Source organism: Sinorhizobium sp. CCBAU 05631 (assembly GCF_002288505.1).
Taxonomy (GTDB): domain Bacteria; phylum Pseudomonadota; class Alphaproteobacteria; order Rhizobiales; family Rhizobiaceae; genus Sinorhizobium; species Sinorhizobium fredii_C.
This window is the reverse complement of record NZ_CP023063.1, coordinates 1,612,043-1,627,205: the sequence shown is the minus strand read 5'-3', so window position 1 is coordinate 1,627,205 and position 15,163 is coordinate 1,612,043. Positions and strand designations below refer to the sequence as shown.

Below are 15,163 nucleotides of genomic sequence, written 5' to 3'. Positions count from 1 at the left end.
CCGGCGAGCGCTGTCATTCCGGCCGTGCCTCACCGACAAAAAAGCCCGCCATAGGCGGGCTTTTTCCTGTGTGGCGAGTTGCTCACTCGTCGGCGTCGGCCGGCGGTTCGGCAACGATGGCCTCGCCGGCCGTGACGATCTCCTCGATCTCATCGTCGCCTTCCGGCTCGCTGATCCGCTCGACGGAGACGACCTTCTCGTCCTTGGCGGTCGAAAAGATCGTAACGCCCTTGGTGGCCCGGCTTGCCAGGCGGATGCCGTCGACAGGTACGCGGATGAGCTGGCCACCGTCGGAGACCAGCATGATCTGATCGTTGTGCTGGACCGGGAAGGCCGCGACGAGTTCGCCGATTTCCGCAGTTTTCGATGTATCGGTGGCACGGATGCCCTTGCCGCCACGGCCGGAAGTGCGGAAGTCGTAGGACGAGGAGCGCTTGCCGAAGCCCCTTTCGGAGACCGTCAACACGAATTGCTCGCGCGCCTTCAGTTCCTCGTAGCGCTCGTTGGAGAGTTCGCCGCCATTGGTGACCTCCTCGCCGACAAGCACGATCTCTTCTTCCTCGCCGGTTGCGGCGCGGCGTTCGGCTGCCGACCGCTTCAGATAGGCCGCCCGCTCCCACGGCTCGGCTTCGACGTGAGCGAGGATCGCCATCGAGATGATCCGATCGCCGTCGGCGAGCGAAATGCCGCGAACGCCGATCGAGTTGCGGCCAGCGAAGACACGGACATCAGAGACCGGGAAACGGATGCATTGCCCGCAGGCCGTCGTCAGCACCACGTCGTCGAATTCCGTGCAGGTATCGACGGAGAGGATCTCATCGCCCTCCTCCTCGAGCTTCATCGCGATCTTGCCGTTGCGGTTGACCTGGACGAAGTCGGAAAGCTTGTTGCGGCGGACGGTGCCCCGCGTCGTCGAGAACATCACGTCCAGGTTCTCCCAGGTCGTCTCGTCCTCTGGCAGCGGCATGATCGTCGTGATTCGTTCGCCGGGTTCGAGCGGCAGCATGTTGATCAGCGCCTTGCCGCGGGACTGGGGCGTGCCGATCGGCAAGCGCCAGACCTTCTCCTTGTAGACGATGCCGCGCGACGAGAAGAACAGCACCGGCGTGTGGGTGTTGGCGACGAATAGCCGGGTAACGAAATCCTCGTCACGCGTGGCCATGCCGGAGCGACCCTTGCCGCCGCGGCGCTGCGCCCGGTAGGTCGTCAGCGGCACGCGCTTGATGTAGCCGAGGTGGGAGACGGTGACGACCATGTCCTCCCGGGCGATCAGATCCTCGTCGTCCATATCCGGACCGCCATCGGCGATCTCGGTGCGGCGCGGCGTGCCGAACTCGTCGCGGACGGCCGCGAGCTCGTCCTTGACGATCTGCATGATGCGCAGCCGCGAGGAGAGGATTTCCAGATAGTCGCGGATCTCCTCACCTATCTTGTTGAGTTCGTCGCCGATTTCGTCGCGACCGAGCGCGGTGAGGCGCTGCAGGCGTAGATCGAGGATGGCGCGGGCCTGCTCTTCCGAGAGGTTGTAGGTGCCGTCGTCGTTGATGCGGTGGCGGGGATCGTCGATCAGCCGGATCAGCGCGTCGACGTCATGGGCCGGCCAGCGGCGCTCCATCAATTGTTCGCGGGCGGTCTGCGGATCCGGCGCATGACGGATGAGCTTGATCACCTCGTCAATATTTGCGACGGCAATGGCAAGGCCGACCAAGACATGGGCGCGCTCGCGGGCCTTGCGCAGCAGGAATTTCGTTCTCCGGCTAACGACTTCCTCGCGGAAGGAGACGAACGCGCGCAGCATGTCGAGCAGCGTCAGCTGCTCGGGCTTGCCGCCGTTCAGCGCCACCATGTTGCAGCCGAAGGAGGTCTGCAGCGGCGTATAGCGATAGAGCTGGTTGAGGATGACCTCGGCATTGGCATCGCGCTTCAGCTCGATGACGACGCGGTAACCCTGGCGGTCGGACTCGTCGCGCAGGTCGGAAATGCCTTCGATACGCTTGTCGCGCACCAGTTCGGCCATCTTCTCGATCATCGTCGCCTTATTCACCTGATAGGGAATTTCGGTGATGATGATCTGCTCGCGATCGCCGCGCATCGGCTCGACATGGGCGCGGCCGCGCATGATCACCGAACCGCGGCCCGTCTCATAGGCCTGGCGAATGCCGGCGCGACCGAGAATCAGCGCCCCGGTCGGAAAGTCGGGGCCCGGAATGATCTGCATCAGCTCCGGCAGTTCGAGTGCCGGATCATCGATCAGCGCAATGCAGCCATTGATGACTTCGCTCAGATTGTGCGGCGGGATGTTGGTCGCCATGCCGACGGCGATGCCGCCCGCGCCGTTGACGAGCAAGTTCGGAAATTTCGCCGGAACGACGACCGGCTCCTGCAAGGTGCCGTCGTAATTGTCGCGGAAATCGACCGTTTCCTTGTCGAGGTCATCGAGCAGCGAATGGGCCGCCTTCTGCAGCCGGCACTCGGTATAGCGTTCGGCCGCCGGCGGATCGCCGTCGACCGAACCGAAATTGCCCTGGCCGTCGATCAGCGGCAGCCTGAGCGACCAATCCTGCGCCATGCGCGCCAGTGCGTCGTAGATCGCCATGTTGCCGTGCGGATGGTATTTACCCATCACGTCACCGGTGACGCGGGCGCATTTGACGTATTTCTTGTTCCAATCGATGCCGAGTTCGCTCATCCCGTAAAGGATGCGGCGGTGAACCGGTTTCAGACCGTCGCGCACATCGGGAAGGGCGCGGGAAACGATCACGCTCATGGCGTAATCGAGATAGGACCGCTGCATTTCCTCGATGATGGAAATCGGCTCGATGCCTGGCGGAGTCTTTCCGCCGCCGGGAGTGCTTTGCTCAGTCAATGTCGATCACGATCTTTGTTCAGAATCAGTCAGTTCTTATAGCCGAATGCAGCTTCAAGCGCCAATTTTGGCCAATGGTTTTGAACAGCCTTTTGCCGCCGGAACAGGCTTTTCTAGGGCAGGCATCCACAAATCGGAAGAGCTTCTCCGCAAGCCTCGAATGCATCCGGCTTTCCTTCGCGTAAAGCCGGTTTAGGCTATCGCACAGCGCTTGGCTAGCCGGCCCTTCCCAAGCGCGCGTCGGTTGCCTAAGAATGCAGCGCCGCTACCGGGTACCCGGATGGCGATCCGGAGGGGGAACGGATGTTCGATGCCGATCTGCTGATCAATGCGCTGACGACGCTGCTCGTCACGCTAGACCCGCCGGGCCTTGCGCCCATTTTCCTGAGCCTCACGGTCGGTCTGAGCCGGCAGGAGCGCTTCCAGGTCGCGACCCGCGGCTCGCTGATCGCTTTTTTCATCCTCGCTGCCTTTGCCCTTTTCGGCGACGGCATTCTCGGCCTGCTCGGCATCTCGATCGGCGCTTTCCGCATCGCGGGCGGCCTGCTTCTCTTCTGGATTTCCTTCGAGATGATCTTCGAACGACGCCAGGAGCGAAAGGAAAAGACCGGAGAAACGGCGGTGACCAAGGACCACATCCACAATATCGCCGTCTTCCCCCTCGCCCTGCCGCTGATCGCCGGGCCGGGGGCGATTTCGGCAACGATCCTGCTCGGCAGTTCCTTTCCCTCGGTCCTCGAGCGCGTCCAACTCCTCGTCGTCATCGCCGCCTCGATGGCATCGCTCTTCCTGGCGCTGGTGATCGCCGACCGGATCGACCGTTTCCTCGGGGTTACCGGTCGGGCGATCCTCACCCGCCTCCTCGGCGTGATCCTGGCGGCGCTCGCCGTTCAGTTCGTCGTCGACGGCGTGCGTTCTGCTTTTCAAATCCCAGTTCAGAGCCTCGGCTGAAAACGCAACGGCCCGCAACTGCATGTGTCCTTAAATCGACTTCGATTTCAGGACAAAGACATGCAGCAATTCAAAGTGCTACAGCGACCTTTGCGCGTCTGAAAAGACGCGCGGCACTGTAGAGGCGGGCCGAATATGTTCCGAGCGATTGACGCTGACCGATCAGAACGGAATGTCGTCGTCGAGATCGCGGGAGAAATTGCCGCCGCCCTGGTTTGGTTGGCCGCCGGAGCGGCCGCCGCCCGGAGATTGCCGCGGCTGGTCGTAATCCTCGTAACCGCCGCCGCCGTAGTCGCTGCCGCCACTTCTGGCGCCGCCGCCTTCGCCGCGGCCGTCGAGCATCGTCAGCGTCGAGTTGAAGCCCTGCAGCACGACCTCGGTGGTGTAACGGTCATTGCCGTTCTGGTCCTGCCATTTGCGGGTCTGCAGCTGGCCTTCGATATAGAGCTTGGCGCCCTTCTTCACATATTGCTCGACGACCTTGCACAGGCCTTCGTTGAAGACGACCACATTGTGCCACTCCGTCTTTTCGCGCCGTTCCCCGCTGTTGCGGTCGCGCCAGGTCTCCGACGTGGCGATCCGGAGATTGGCGATCGGCCGGCCGTCCTGCGTGCGCCGGATTTCCGGGTCGGCCCCGACATTTCCGATCAAGATCACCTTGTTGACGCTACCAGCCATATCGCTTTTCCCGTGTTTTCACCGAACCGCCGGCCCGGCTTTCAAATGTCTCAAGAGGGCGCATCTTAGCGGTGAGCCGCCGCCGATACGCCCCGCATCCTACACAATCCACAGCTCATTTGGCAGGCCGCGGCTTATGTTTGTTCTTTTTTTGTTCTAATATTCCCTTATTATCCTGTCAACCGAATCGCAATTGAGCCGCCTCTTTGCCGATTGCGCCTCGACATGGGCGTTGTCGTCATTACATAGGAGGCTTTCAACCGACATGCAAAACTGGCTTCCGATGAGCGAACTCAAGACCCTCTCCATTCGCGGCGCGCGCGAGCATAACCTCAAGGGCATCGACCTTGACCTGCCGCGCAACAAGCTGATCGTGATGACCGGCCTTTCGGGCTCCGGAAAATCCTCGCTCGCCTTCGACACGATCTATGCCGAGGGCCAGCGCCGCTATGTCGAGAGCCTGTCGGCCTATGCACGGCAGTTCCTGGAGATGATGCAGAAGCCGGATGTCGACCAGATCGACGGACTGTCGCCGGCAATCTCGATCGAACAGAAGACGACATCCCGCAATCCGCGTTCGACGGTCGGCACGGTCACCGAGATCTATGACTATCTGCGCCTGCTCTTCGCACGCGTCGGCGTCCCCTATTCGCCAGCGACGGGCCTGCCGATCGAGAGCCAGACGGTCAGCCAGATGGTCGATCGCGTCCTGGAATTCGGCGAAGGCACGCGGCTCTACATCCTCGCGCCGCTCGTGCGCGGCCGCAAGGGCGAGTACAAGAAGGAACTCGCCGAGCTGATGAAGAAGGGCTTCCAGCGCGTCAAGGTCGATGGCCAGTTCTACGAAATCGCCGACGTGCCGGCACTCGACAAGAAATACAAGCATGACATTGACGTCGTCGTCGACCGCGTCGTCGTGCGTCCCGACCTCGGCACCCGACTTGCCGACAGCCTCGAAACCTGCCTGACGCTCGCAGACGGCCTGGCGATCGCCGAATTCGCCGACAGGCCGCTGCCGCCGGAAGAGACGGCCGCCGGCGGTTCGGCCAACAAGTCGCTCAACGAGACGCATGAGCGCGTGCTGTTCTCGGAAAAATTCGCCTGCCCGGTCTCCGGCTTCACCATTCCGGAGATCGAACCGCGGTTGTTCTCCTTCAACAATCCCTTCGGCGCCTGCACGACCTGTGACGGTCTCGGCAGCCAGCAGAAAATCGACGAGGCGCTGATCGTTCCCGAGCCGAATCGGACTTTGCGGGACGGCGCCATCGCCCCCTGGGCGAAATCGACCTCGCCCTATTACAATCAGACGCTCGAGGCGCTCGGCAAGGTCTTCGACTTCAAGCTCGGCAATCGCTGGAGCGAGCTCTCCGAGGAAGCGCAGCGGGCGATCCTGCACGGCACGGACGAAAAGATCACCTTCCACTATCAGGACGGTGCCCGCTCCTACAACACGACGAAGACCTTCGAAGGAATCGTGCCCAATCTCGAGCGGCGCTGGAAGGAGACCGACAGTGCCTGGGCGCGCGAGGAGATCGAGCGCTTCATGTCGGCGGCCCCCTGCCCCGCCTGCGCCGGCTACCGGCTGAAACCGGAGGCGTTGGCGGTCAAGATCGACAGGCTTCATATCGGCGAGCTCACCGAGATGTCGATCCGTGCTGCCCGCGACTGGTTCGAAACGCTTCCCGAGCGCCTCAGCACCAAGCAGAACGAGATCGCCGTGCGCATCCTCAAGGAGATTCGCGAGCGGCTGCGCTTCCTGAACGACGTCGGCCTCGAATATCTGAGCCTGTCGCGCAATTCCGGCACGCTGTCCGGCGGCGAGAGCCAGCGCATCCGGCTCGCCTCGCAGATCGGTTCGGGGCTGACCGGCGTGCTCTATGTCCTCGACGAGCCGTCGATCGGCCTGCACCAGCGCGACAATGCCCGGTTGCTCGAGACGCTCCGGCATCTGCGCGACATCGGCAACACCGTCATCGTCGTCGAGCATGACGAGGATGCCATCCTGACGGCGGATCATGTGGTCGACATCGGCCCCGCCGCCGGCATTCACGGCGGCGAGATCGTCGCCGAAGGTGCGCCCGCCGATATCATGGCCAATCCGAAGTCGCTGACCGGCAAATATCTCTCCGGCGAACTCTGCGTCGCGGTTCCCAGCGAACGCCGGAAGCCAAAAAAGAAGAAGGAAATCACGGTCGTAGGGGCGCGGGCTAACAATCTGAAGAATGTGACCGCGTCGATCCCGCTCGGCGTCTTCACCGCCGTCACGGGCGTTTCGGGGGGCGGCAAGTCCACTTTCCTCATCGAGACGCTCTACAAGGCGGCCGCCCGCCGCGTCATGGGCGCGCGCGAAAACCCCGCCGACCACGACCGGATCGATGGCTTCGAGCATATCGACAAGGTGATCGACATCGACCAATCGCCGATCGGCCGGACACCGCGCTCGAACCCGGCGACCTATACGGGCGCCTTCACGCCGATTCGCGACTGGTTCGCCGGCCTGCCGGAGGCAAAGGCGCGCGGCTATCAGCCCGGCCGCTTCTCCTTCAACGTCAAGGGCGGACGCTGCGAGGCCTGCCAAGGCGACGGCGTCATCAAGATCGAGATGCACTTCCTGCCGGATGTCTACGTCACCTGCGACGTCTGCCACGGCAAGCGCTACAACCGCGAAACGCTCGACGTGCATTTCAAGGGCAAGTCGATCGCCGACGTGCTCGACATGACGGTGGAAGAAGGCGTCGAATTCTTCGCGGCCGTACCGGCCGTGCGTGACAAGCTGGTGACGCTCAACCAGGTAGGGCTCGGCTATATCAAGATCGGCCAGCAGGCGAACACGCTGTCGGGCGGCGAAGCGCAGCGCGTCAAGCTTGCCAAGGAACTGTCGAAGCGCTCGACCGGGCGCACGCTCTACATCCTTGACGAGCCGACGACAGGCTTGCATTTCCATGATGTCGCCAAGCTTCTTGAAGTTCTGCATGAACTCGTCAACCAGGGCAATTCGGTTGTCGTGATCGAGCACAATCTCGAGGTCATCAAGACCGCCGATTGGGTGATCGATTTCGGCCCGGAGGGCGGCGACGGCGGCGGCGAGGTCATCGCCAAGGGAACGCCGGAAGACGTGGTGAAGGAACCACGCTCCTATACCGGCCAGTTCCTGAAGGAGCTTCTGGAACGCCGGCCGGTGAGGAAGGTCGTAGCGGCCGAGTGATCAACGACGCTTGCGCGGAGAAACGGGTGGCGGATGATCTTCGCATCCGCCAGGGCTTATGTGTCGGATGATCGGTCCAGAACGGACCGGCGAATGCGATGAGCAGCACGAGTGTTCTGGGTATCGAGGAGGAGATGATGGCAGAAACCGGGAAGATCCGCGTCGGCATCGGTGGCTGGAATTTCGAACCCTGGGAGACGAGCTTCTATCCGGCCGGTCTTCCGAAGAAGCGGCAGCTCGAATTCGCCGGCAAGGAGCTGCGGACAATCGAGGTCAACGGCACCTATTACAGCTCGCAGAAGCCGGAGACCTTCGCCAAATGGGCATCGGAGGTTCCGGACGGTTTCATCTTCTCGCTAAAGGCCAGCCGCTTCGTGACGAATCGCAAGGTGTTGGCGGAGGCCGGCGAATCGATGGAGCGGTTCCTGACGCAGGGTTTGACGGAGCTCGGCGACCGGCTCGGCCCCATACTGTGGCAGTTCGCGCCGACCAAGAAGTTCGATCCGGATGACTTCGAGGGCTTTCTGAAGCTGCTCCCGGAAAAGCAGGACGGCCTGAAGCTCCGCCACGTTGTGGAAGTCCGCCACCCCACTTTTCAGGTGCCGGAGTTCGTCGAGCTTCTGCACAAATACAAGACGGCGGCGGTTCTCGCCGAACACGAGGACTATCCGATGATCGCGGACGTCACCGCGGATTTCGTCTACGCGCGGCTGCAGAAAGGCAGCGACGACGTGAAAACCTGCTATCCCCCGGCGAGTCTCGATCTCTGGGCCGAAAGGCTCAAGACCTTTGCCGCCGGCGGCGAGCCGGACGGACTGGAGAAGAGCGCGCCGGATCGCAAGGCCGACAAGGCGGGGCGCGACGTCTTTGCCTTCTTCATCAGCTCCGGCAAGGTGAATGCGCCGAATGGAGCGCGGGAACTGCAGAAGCGGGTGGACTGACGCGCCCGCAAAGAGTGCCGGTGTCGCGCCCGCAGTGCCGCATTCAAGGGGTCGTACCGGGACTTCGGACGCCAATTCGCGGCCACAACATGTAGTGAGCCGAATCACCGAGGCGGGCGCATCACATTCCGCCACGATGCGCAATTGCTAGTAGCACGGTGGAGCGCAACCCACCTGTTTTTTTACCCGTGAAAACTTCGATTTTTTTGTCGCGACTGCCGCCTGTTGCAAGCCGGCTACCCGAACTCCCTGATTTTTAACGGATTGGTTGATGTCCCCGTTTTCCACAGTCGATCCACACAAGATATAGCGCTCTAAATTCCGTCACAAACCACCCCTTGACGCCCAAAGGCGATTCACGATTAATGGATTGTACGTTGCGACGGCGGCGAACCGGGAAGTTGAGAGGCCGGTTCATCCCCCAAATCGTCAATTCTGACATGTGGCCGAGGCGGATGGTTCCGCGTGGCCGCAGCGGTGGAATTTTGCGCGAATTGAGGGCTGTCGAAGCAATTTCAGTCTGGCGTAAAGAACCTGTTAATACTATATTTAGTGTTTGCGGCCAGCCTCACCACAAGATACTGGAGACCCGGGTTTGGGTTTCCTCTAGAGATACGGAAGCTGAAGCTGGCTGCGGGACCTCTCGCGGCCGGACGGGACAATTGCGCCGAGGCGCATGGCAACAAAGGACGGGACAATGAAGATCGAACGTCGTTTCACCAAGGCAGGGCAGTCCGCCTATGCCGAGATAGAATTCCGCAAGGCGACGAGCGAGATCAAGAATCCGGACGGCTCGATCGTCTTCCGTCTCGCCGATATCGACGTGCCGGCGCAATTCTCCCAAGTGGCCGCCGATATTCTCGCGCAGAAATATTTCCGCAAGGCGGGCGTGCCGGCCAAGCTGAAGCGCGTCGAAGAAAACGACGTCCCCTCCTTCCTGTGGCGTTCTGTTCCCGACACCGAGGCGCTGAAGGCGCTGCCGAAGGACGAGCAATACGGTTCCGAAACGGATGCCCGGCAGGTTTTCGATCGCCTCGCCGGCACCTGGGCCTATTGGGGCTGGAAGGGCGGCTATTTCGAAACCGAAGAAGACGCCAGCGCCTTCCGCGATGAGCTCGCCTATATGCTCGCCACCCAGCGTGTCGCGCCGAACTCGCCGCAGTGGTTCAATACCGGCCTGCACTGGGCCTATGGCATCGATGGTCCCGGGCAGGGCCATTTCTACGTGGACCCGTTCACCGGCAAGCTGACGAAATCGAAGTCGGCCTATGAGCACCCGCAGCCGCATGCCTGCTTCATCCAGTCGGTCGGCGACGACCTCGTCAACGAGGGCGGCATCATGGACCTCTGGGTCCGCGAGGCGCGTCTCTTCAAATACGGCTCGGGCACCGGCTCCAACTTCTCGCATCTGCGCGCCGAGGGCGAGAAGCTATCGGGCGGTGGCAAGTCGTCGGGCCTGATGAGCTTCCTGAAGATTGGTGACCGCGCCGCCGGCGCCATCAAGTCGGGCGGCACGACGCGCCGCGCCGCCAAGATGGTGGTCGTCGACATCGACCATCCGGATATTGAGGAATATATCAACTGGAAGGTCAAGGAAGAGCAGAAGGTCGCAGCCCTCGTCACCGGCTCCAAGATCGTCGCCAAGCACCTGAAGGCGATCATGAAGGCCTGCGTCAATTGCGACGGCAGCGACGATGCCTGCTTCGATCCGAAGCAGAACCCGGCGCTGAAGCGCGAGATCCGCGCCGCCAAGCAGGCGCTGGTGCCGGAAAACTATGTCAAGCGCGTCATCCAGTTCGCGCGCCAGGGCTACAAGGACATTCAGTTCAAGACCTATGACACCGACTGGGATTCGGAAGCCTATCTGACGGTCTCCGGCCAGAACTCCAACAATTCCGTATCGATCAAGGACGACTTCCTGCGCGCCGTCGAAGCGGACGGCGATTGGCAGCTGACAGCCCGCAAGGACGGCCGGGTGATGAAGACGCTGAAGGCCCGCGACCTCTGGGAGTCGATCTCCTATGCTGCCTGGGCATCGGCCGATCCGGGCCTGCACTTCAACACGACGATGAACGACTGGCACACCTGCCCGGCGGCCGGCCCGATCCGCGCCTCCAACCCGTGCTCGGAATACATGTTCCTCGACGACACGGCATGCAACCTCGCATCGCTCAACCTGATGCAGTTCAAGGATGCCGCCAGCAAGCGGATCAACATCGCCGACTACGAGCATGCCGTCCGCCTGTGGACGGTCGTTCTCGAAGTCTCGGTGATGATGGCGCAGTTCCCGTCGCGCGAAATTGCCGAGCTCTCCTATGAGTACCGGACGCTCGGCCTCGGCTATGCCAATATCGGCGGCCTCCTGATGTCCTCCGGCATCCCCTATGATTCGGCCGAAGGCCGCGCCATCGCCGGCGCGCTGACCGCCATCATGACTGGTGTCGCCTATGCGACCTCAGCGGAAATCTCGGCCAAGCTCGGCCCCTTCCCCGGCTTTGCGCCGAACCGCGACAACATGCTGCGCGTCATGCGCAACCACCGCCGCGCAGCCCATGGCGAGACCACGGGCTATGAAGGCCTGTCGGTCAACCCGGTCGCACTCATCCACACCGATTGCCCGGATCAGGAGCTGATCGCCCACGCCAAGAGCGCCTGGGACAAGGCCGTTGAACTCGGCGAAAAGCATGGCTACCGCAATGCCCAGGCGACCGTGATCGCGCCGACCGGCACGATCGGCCTCGTCATGGATTGCGACACCACCGGCATCGAGCCCGATTTCGCGCTGGTGAAGTTCAAGAAGCTCGCCGGCGGCGGCTATTTCAAGATCATCAACCGTGCCGTTCCGGAGGCGCTCAGGACGCTCGGCTATTCGGAAAGCCAGATCGCCGAGATCGAGGCCTATGCTGTTGGCCACGGCAATCTCAACCAGGCACCCGCCATCAACCCGACGACGCTGAAGGCCAAGGGCTTCACCGACGAAAAGGTCGATGCCGTCAATGGGGCGCTGAAGTCGGCTTTCGACATCAAGTTCGTCTTCAACCAGTGGACGCTCGGCGCCGATTTCCTCAAGGGCACGCTGAAGGTCACCGACGAGCAGCTTGCCTCGATGGACTTCAATCTCCTCGAGCATCTCGGCTTCTCGAGGAAGGATATCGAATCCGCCAACATCCACGTCTGCGGCGCGATGACGCTCGAGGGCGCGCCCTTCCTCAAGGCCGAGCACCTGCCGGTCTTCGATTGCGCCAACCCCTGCGGCAAGATCGGTAAGCGCTATCTTTCGGTTGAAAGCCACATCCGCATGATGGCGGCCGCCCAGCCCTTCATCTCCGGTGCGATCTCCAAGACGATCAACATGCCGAACGAGGCGACCGTCGAGGATTGCAAGAACGCCTATATGCTCTCCTGGAAGCTGGCGCTGAAGGCCAACGCGCTCTACCGCGACGGCTCGAAGCTGTCCCAGCCGCTGAACGCCTCGCTGATCGAAGACGAGGAAGACGAGGAAGCGATCGAGGAGCTGCTGCAGGCGCCGGCTGCCGCGCAGGCGGTCGCCGTGACGGAAAAGATCGTCGAACGCGTCATCGAAAAGGTCATCCGCGCCCGCGAAAAACTGCCGAACCGCCGCCAGGGCTATACCCAGAAGGCGATCGTCGGCGGCCACAAGGTGTATCTGCGCACCGGCGAGTTCGGCGACGGCCGCCTCGGCGAGATCTTCATCGACATGCACAAGGAAGGTGCCGCCTTCCGCGCGATGATGAACAACTTTGCCATCGCCATCTCTCTCGGCCTGCAATACGGCGTGCCGCTCGAGGAATATGTGGAGGCCTTCACCTTCACCAAGTTCGAGCCGGCCGGCATGGTCCAGGGCAACGACGCGATCAAGAACGCCACGTCGATCCTCGACTACGTGTTCCGCGAACTCGCCGTTTCCTATCTCGGCCGCCACGACCTGGCGCACGTCGACACTTCCGACTTCAGCAACACGGCGCTCGGCCGGGGCATTCAGGAAGGCAAGACCAACCTCGTCTCGACCGGCTGGACCCGCGGCTACAAGCCGACGATCGTCGGCGGCTCCGGCGACCGCTCGGAGCCGAAGGGTGCCTCGACCGGCGCCCCGACCCGTGCCTCGGGCGGCGCCACGGTCACCTCGATCACCGGCAATGCCGTCCGCAAGCTCGAGCCGACAACGGCAACAGCCACCTCGGAAGTCGTCGCCTTCAAGCGCGACTATGAGGAGCGCGCCGCAGAGCTTGCCGAGGAGATCGCCGAAGAAGTCGAGCAGGAAGTGACCGCCCTCTTCTCCGACAAGGCCGCGGCAGAAGCTGCTTCCGCCAAGTCGGAAGCCAAGAAGGTCGAAGCCGAACGCCGGGCCCGCTCGATCATGCAGGGCTACACCGGCAACATGTGCTCCGAGTGCCAGAACTTCACGATGGTGCGGAACGGCACGTGCGAGAAGTGCGATACGTGCGGTGCTACGAGCGGGTGCAGCTAATAGCGGTTAGTTGCTGCTACCTGTAGCGCGCCACTAGGTTTGTCATCGCGCCATTCAGATGTCACTAACGTGACCTTTTGGGCGACAGACTAAACAGCATTCCGGCCACCTCGGTGCCCGGAATGGAGAACAGAATGAACGGGAAAAGAAGCATCGGGGATGATTTAAGGCGGGGGGAAACCGCATCCAACGGTAGTGCGCGAGCGCTCGATCGAAGGAGACAATAGCGTTGTACGCACTGAGGTTTTCCCTGTGAGCACAACAAATTGCCGGAAGGCCAATCTCAGGTAGTAAACACGACGGCACCTACGACCCATTATGTCAATGACTTTCCGGACGCTTCGACGTCCGGAAAGTGCCAAAGGGAACAAACAGTGAAACAAACGGAGTGGTGGCAAGAGTCTCAGATGCCCCCATACAACGTCGGCTTTCCCGATGCATCTGAAAGGGCATGCCATGATGAATTGGTCCAAACAGACAAGCTCGCAGCGCATTCGCTCCTTCAAGGCGAGCGCCCCCGCAACTGCAATCAATCTCAGAACCTTCGATCAGCCGTTCCTGGCGGCTCGGCAAGCGAGCATTCAGCAACGGATGAAGGTTGATGGAAAGCGTGAGCCCCTTATCTTCGACGTGCCTCGGAATGCGGCCATCCTCGTTGATGGGGTGCACGTCTACATTCAGATGCTCGACTTCGCCGAGGTCATGATGGAACGGGAACGTGAGACCGAGGCGAGCCATCGGCGAGTCCTCTCGATGCTCCATCTTAACTACGCGGCCTGCGACCAAGTGGCCGAAGAGTACGAGGCCCAGCGCGTCGACTTCCATGGCTCCCGCATGCATGCAGTAATCATCTCGCCGCCGGGCCCGGAGAATGCACAAGAGCGAGCCGAGCGGGCGCTAGCCTTCGCCGATGCCGTAAAGAGAGCCATCGAGGAGGTCGGCCGCACAACCGAGAACGGACGCTATTCAACCCGGGTCCGCGTCGGCGTTGATAGTGGACCGGCCGTCGCCGTGAACAGCGGAACGAGGGATGAGCGGGAACCTTTGTTTTTGGGCGCCCCTGCGAACTATGCCGCGAAACTCGCAGAGGGTGATCAGGAAGGCATTTTCCTGTCTAACAAAGTTCGTCGCGACCTCGACATGCAGCCGCTCTTCGGCCTCGATGAGCTCTACACAGAGCGGAGCAATCCGGCGCAAACCACCGGAATTGGTGGGCTGTCGGGCCGCGCGGCATTCCAGACGATGCGGATGTCCGATGCAGCAGTGCTGAATGCCGCGTCGAGGGCGCGCAGCCGCTTCATTCTCGATGTCGGAACCGACGCGAGCTTCTCCTTCCATCGGCATACGCCTCCCCTGAAGACGATCGACTTCACCCTGCTCATGCCGTCGAACTCGATCAGGATGGGGCTGATGTCCATCTTCGGCGATATCGACGGCTTCACCAAGTACGTCGACGAGTGCATCGCGGGCGGCCGAATCCGGGAGATGGTAGCCAATCTCCATGTCATTAGAAGCGAACTGGCGGCAACGCTCAGCGAGGACTTCCTCGGGAGAAAGGTCCGGTTCATCGGCGACTGCATCCATGGTCTAGTCGCGGCGGGTACGGCACACGAGACCAACGCATCGGACTCTGTAGTCGCCGCGGTCAAGGCTGCCGGAGGCATGCGCTCGAGCTTCGAACTGTGCCAGACGGAACTCGATGGCATCGAGGCGCTCGGGATTGCCATCGGACTCGAATTCGGTGAGACGCCCGTTACCAGGATCGGAATCAGGGGTGACCGTAGTGTTAGGTGCTCGGTGAGCCGCGCGGTCTCCACTTCGGAGGAATTGCAGAAACGATGTGATGGAGACCAGACCGCCCTTGGTCCTCAGGCCCTCCAACACGCGCCGGCTGGCATACGTCGACTGTTCGATAGCGGCGTTGCGTGGGGACTTGACGCTGAATCCGTCGGTGAGCACCTTAGCGCTCCTGCTACCATCAGCAGCGGTGCGATCAGTGCAACCGCCGCGCCCTACTGCAGAGAGAGCTGAAA

General features: G+C 61.9%; 7 protein-coding genes. 5 read left to right on the top strand and 2 right to left on the bottom strand.

Features of this window, described 5'->3' with window-relative positions; genetic code table 11:
• Nucleotides 1-82: 82 nt before the first annotated feature.
• On the bottom strand, nt 83-2,866 hold the full coding sequence (gyrA, locus tag SS05631_RS08075) for a DNA gyrase subunit A (protein ID WP_037425081.1): 2,784 nt from the start codon (nt 2,864-2,866) through the stop codon (nt 83-85).
• 303 nt (nt 2,867-3,169) lie between these two features.
• On the opposite strand from gyrA, the gene SS05631_RS08065 reads away from it, so the two are divergent.
• A complete protein-coding gene (locus SS05631_RS08065; RefSeq protein WP_037425076.1) occupies nt 3,170-3,817 on the top strand; it encodes a MarC family protein in 648 nt (215 codons plus the stop codon).
• A 162-nt stretch (nt 3,818-3,979) separates the two neighbouring features.
• Here the strand turns inward: SS05631_RS08065 and SS05631_RS08060 are convergent, their stop codons facing one another.
• Nucleotides 3,980-4,495: a single-stranded DNA-binding protein gene (locus SS05631_RS08060; protein WP_037425073.1), complete on the bottom strand. Its 516-nt coding sequence runs from the start codon at nt 4,493-4,495 to the stop codon at nt 3,980-3,982.
• A 283-nt stretch (nt 4,496-4,778) separates the two neighbouring features.
• Here SS05631_RS08060 and uvrA point away from each other — a divergent pair, with 283 nt between their 5' ends.
• The 4 genes from uvrA to SS05631_RS08040 all read left to right on the top strand — a co-directional run bounded on the left by uvrA (nt 4,779) and on the right by SS05631_RS08040 (nt 15,161).
• Nucleotides 4,779-7,700, top strand: a complete 2,922-nt coding sequence (uvrA, locus tag SS05631_RS08055; RefSeq protein ID WP_037425091.1) for an excinuclease ABC subunit UvrA — start codon at nt 4,779-4,781, stop codon at nt 7,698-7,700.
• A gap of 137 nt (nt 7,701-7,837) precedes the next feature.
• On the top strand, nt 7,838-8,641 hold the full coding sequence (locus SS05631_RS08050; protein WP_037425089.1) for a DUF72 domain-containing protein: 804 nt from the start codon (nt 7,838-7,840) through the stop codon (nt 8,639-8,641).
• A 697-nt stretch (nt 8,642-9,338) separates the two neighbouring features.
• Nucleotides 9,339-13,130 (top strand): vitamin B12-dependent ribonucleotide reductase, encoded by a 3,792-nt coding sequence (locus SS05631_RS08045; protein ID WP_095677947.1) that lies wholly within the window; start codon nt 9,339-9,341, stop codon nt 13,128-13,130.
• 456 nt (nt 13,131-13,586) lie between these two features.
• Nucleotides 13,587-15,161, top strand: coding sequence for an adenylate/guanylate cyclase domain-containing protein (locus SS05631_RS08040; protein ID WP_244412348.1), 1,575 nt, complete (start codon nt 13,587-13,589; stop codon nt 15,159-15,161).
• Nucleotides 15,162-15,163 lie beyond the last annotated feature (2 nt).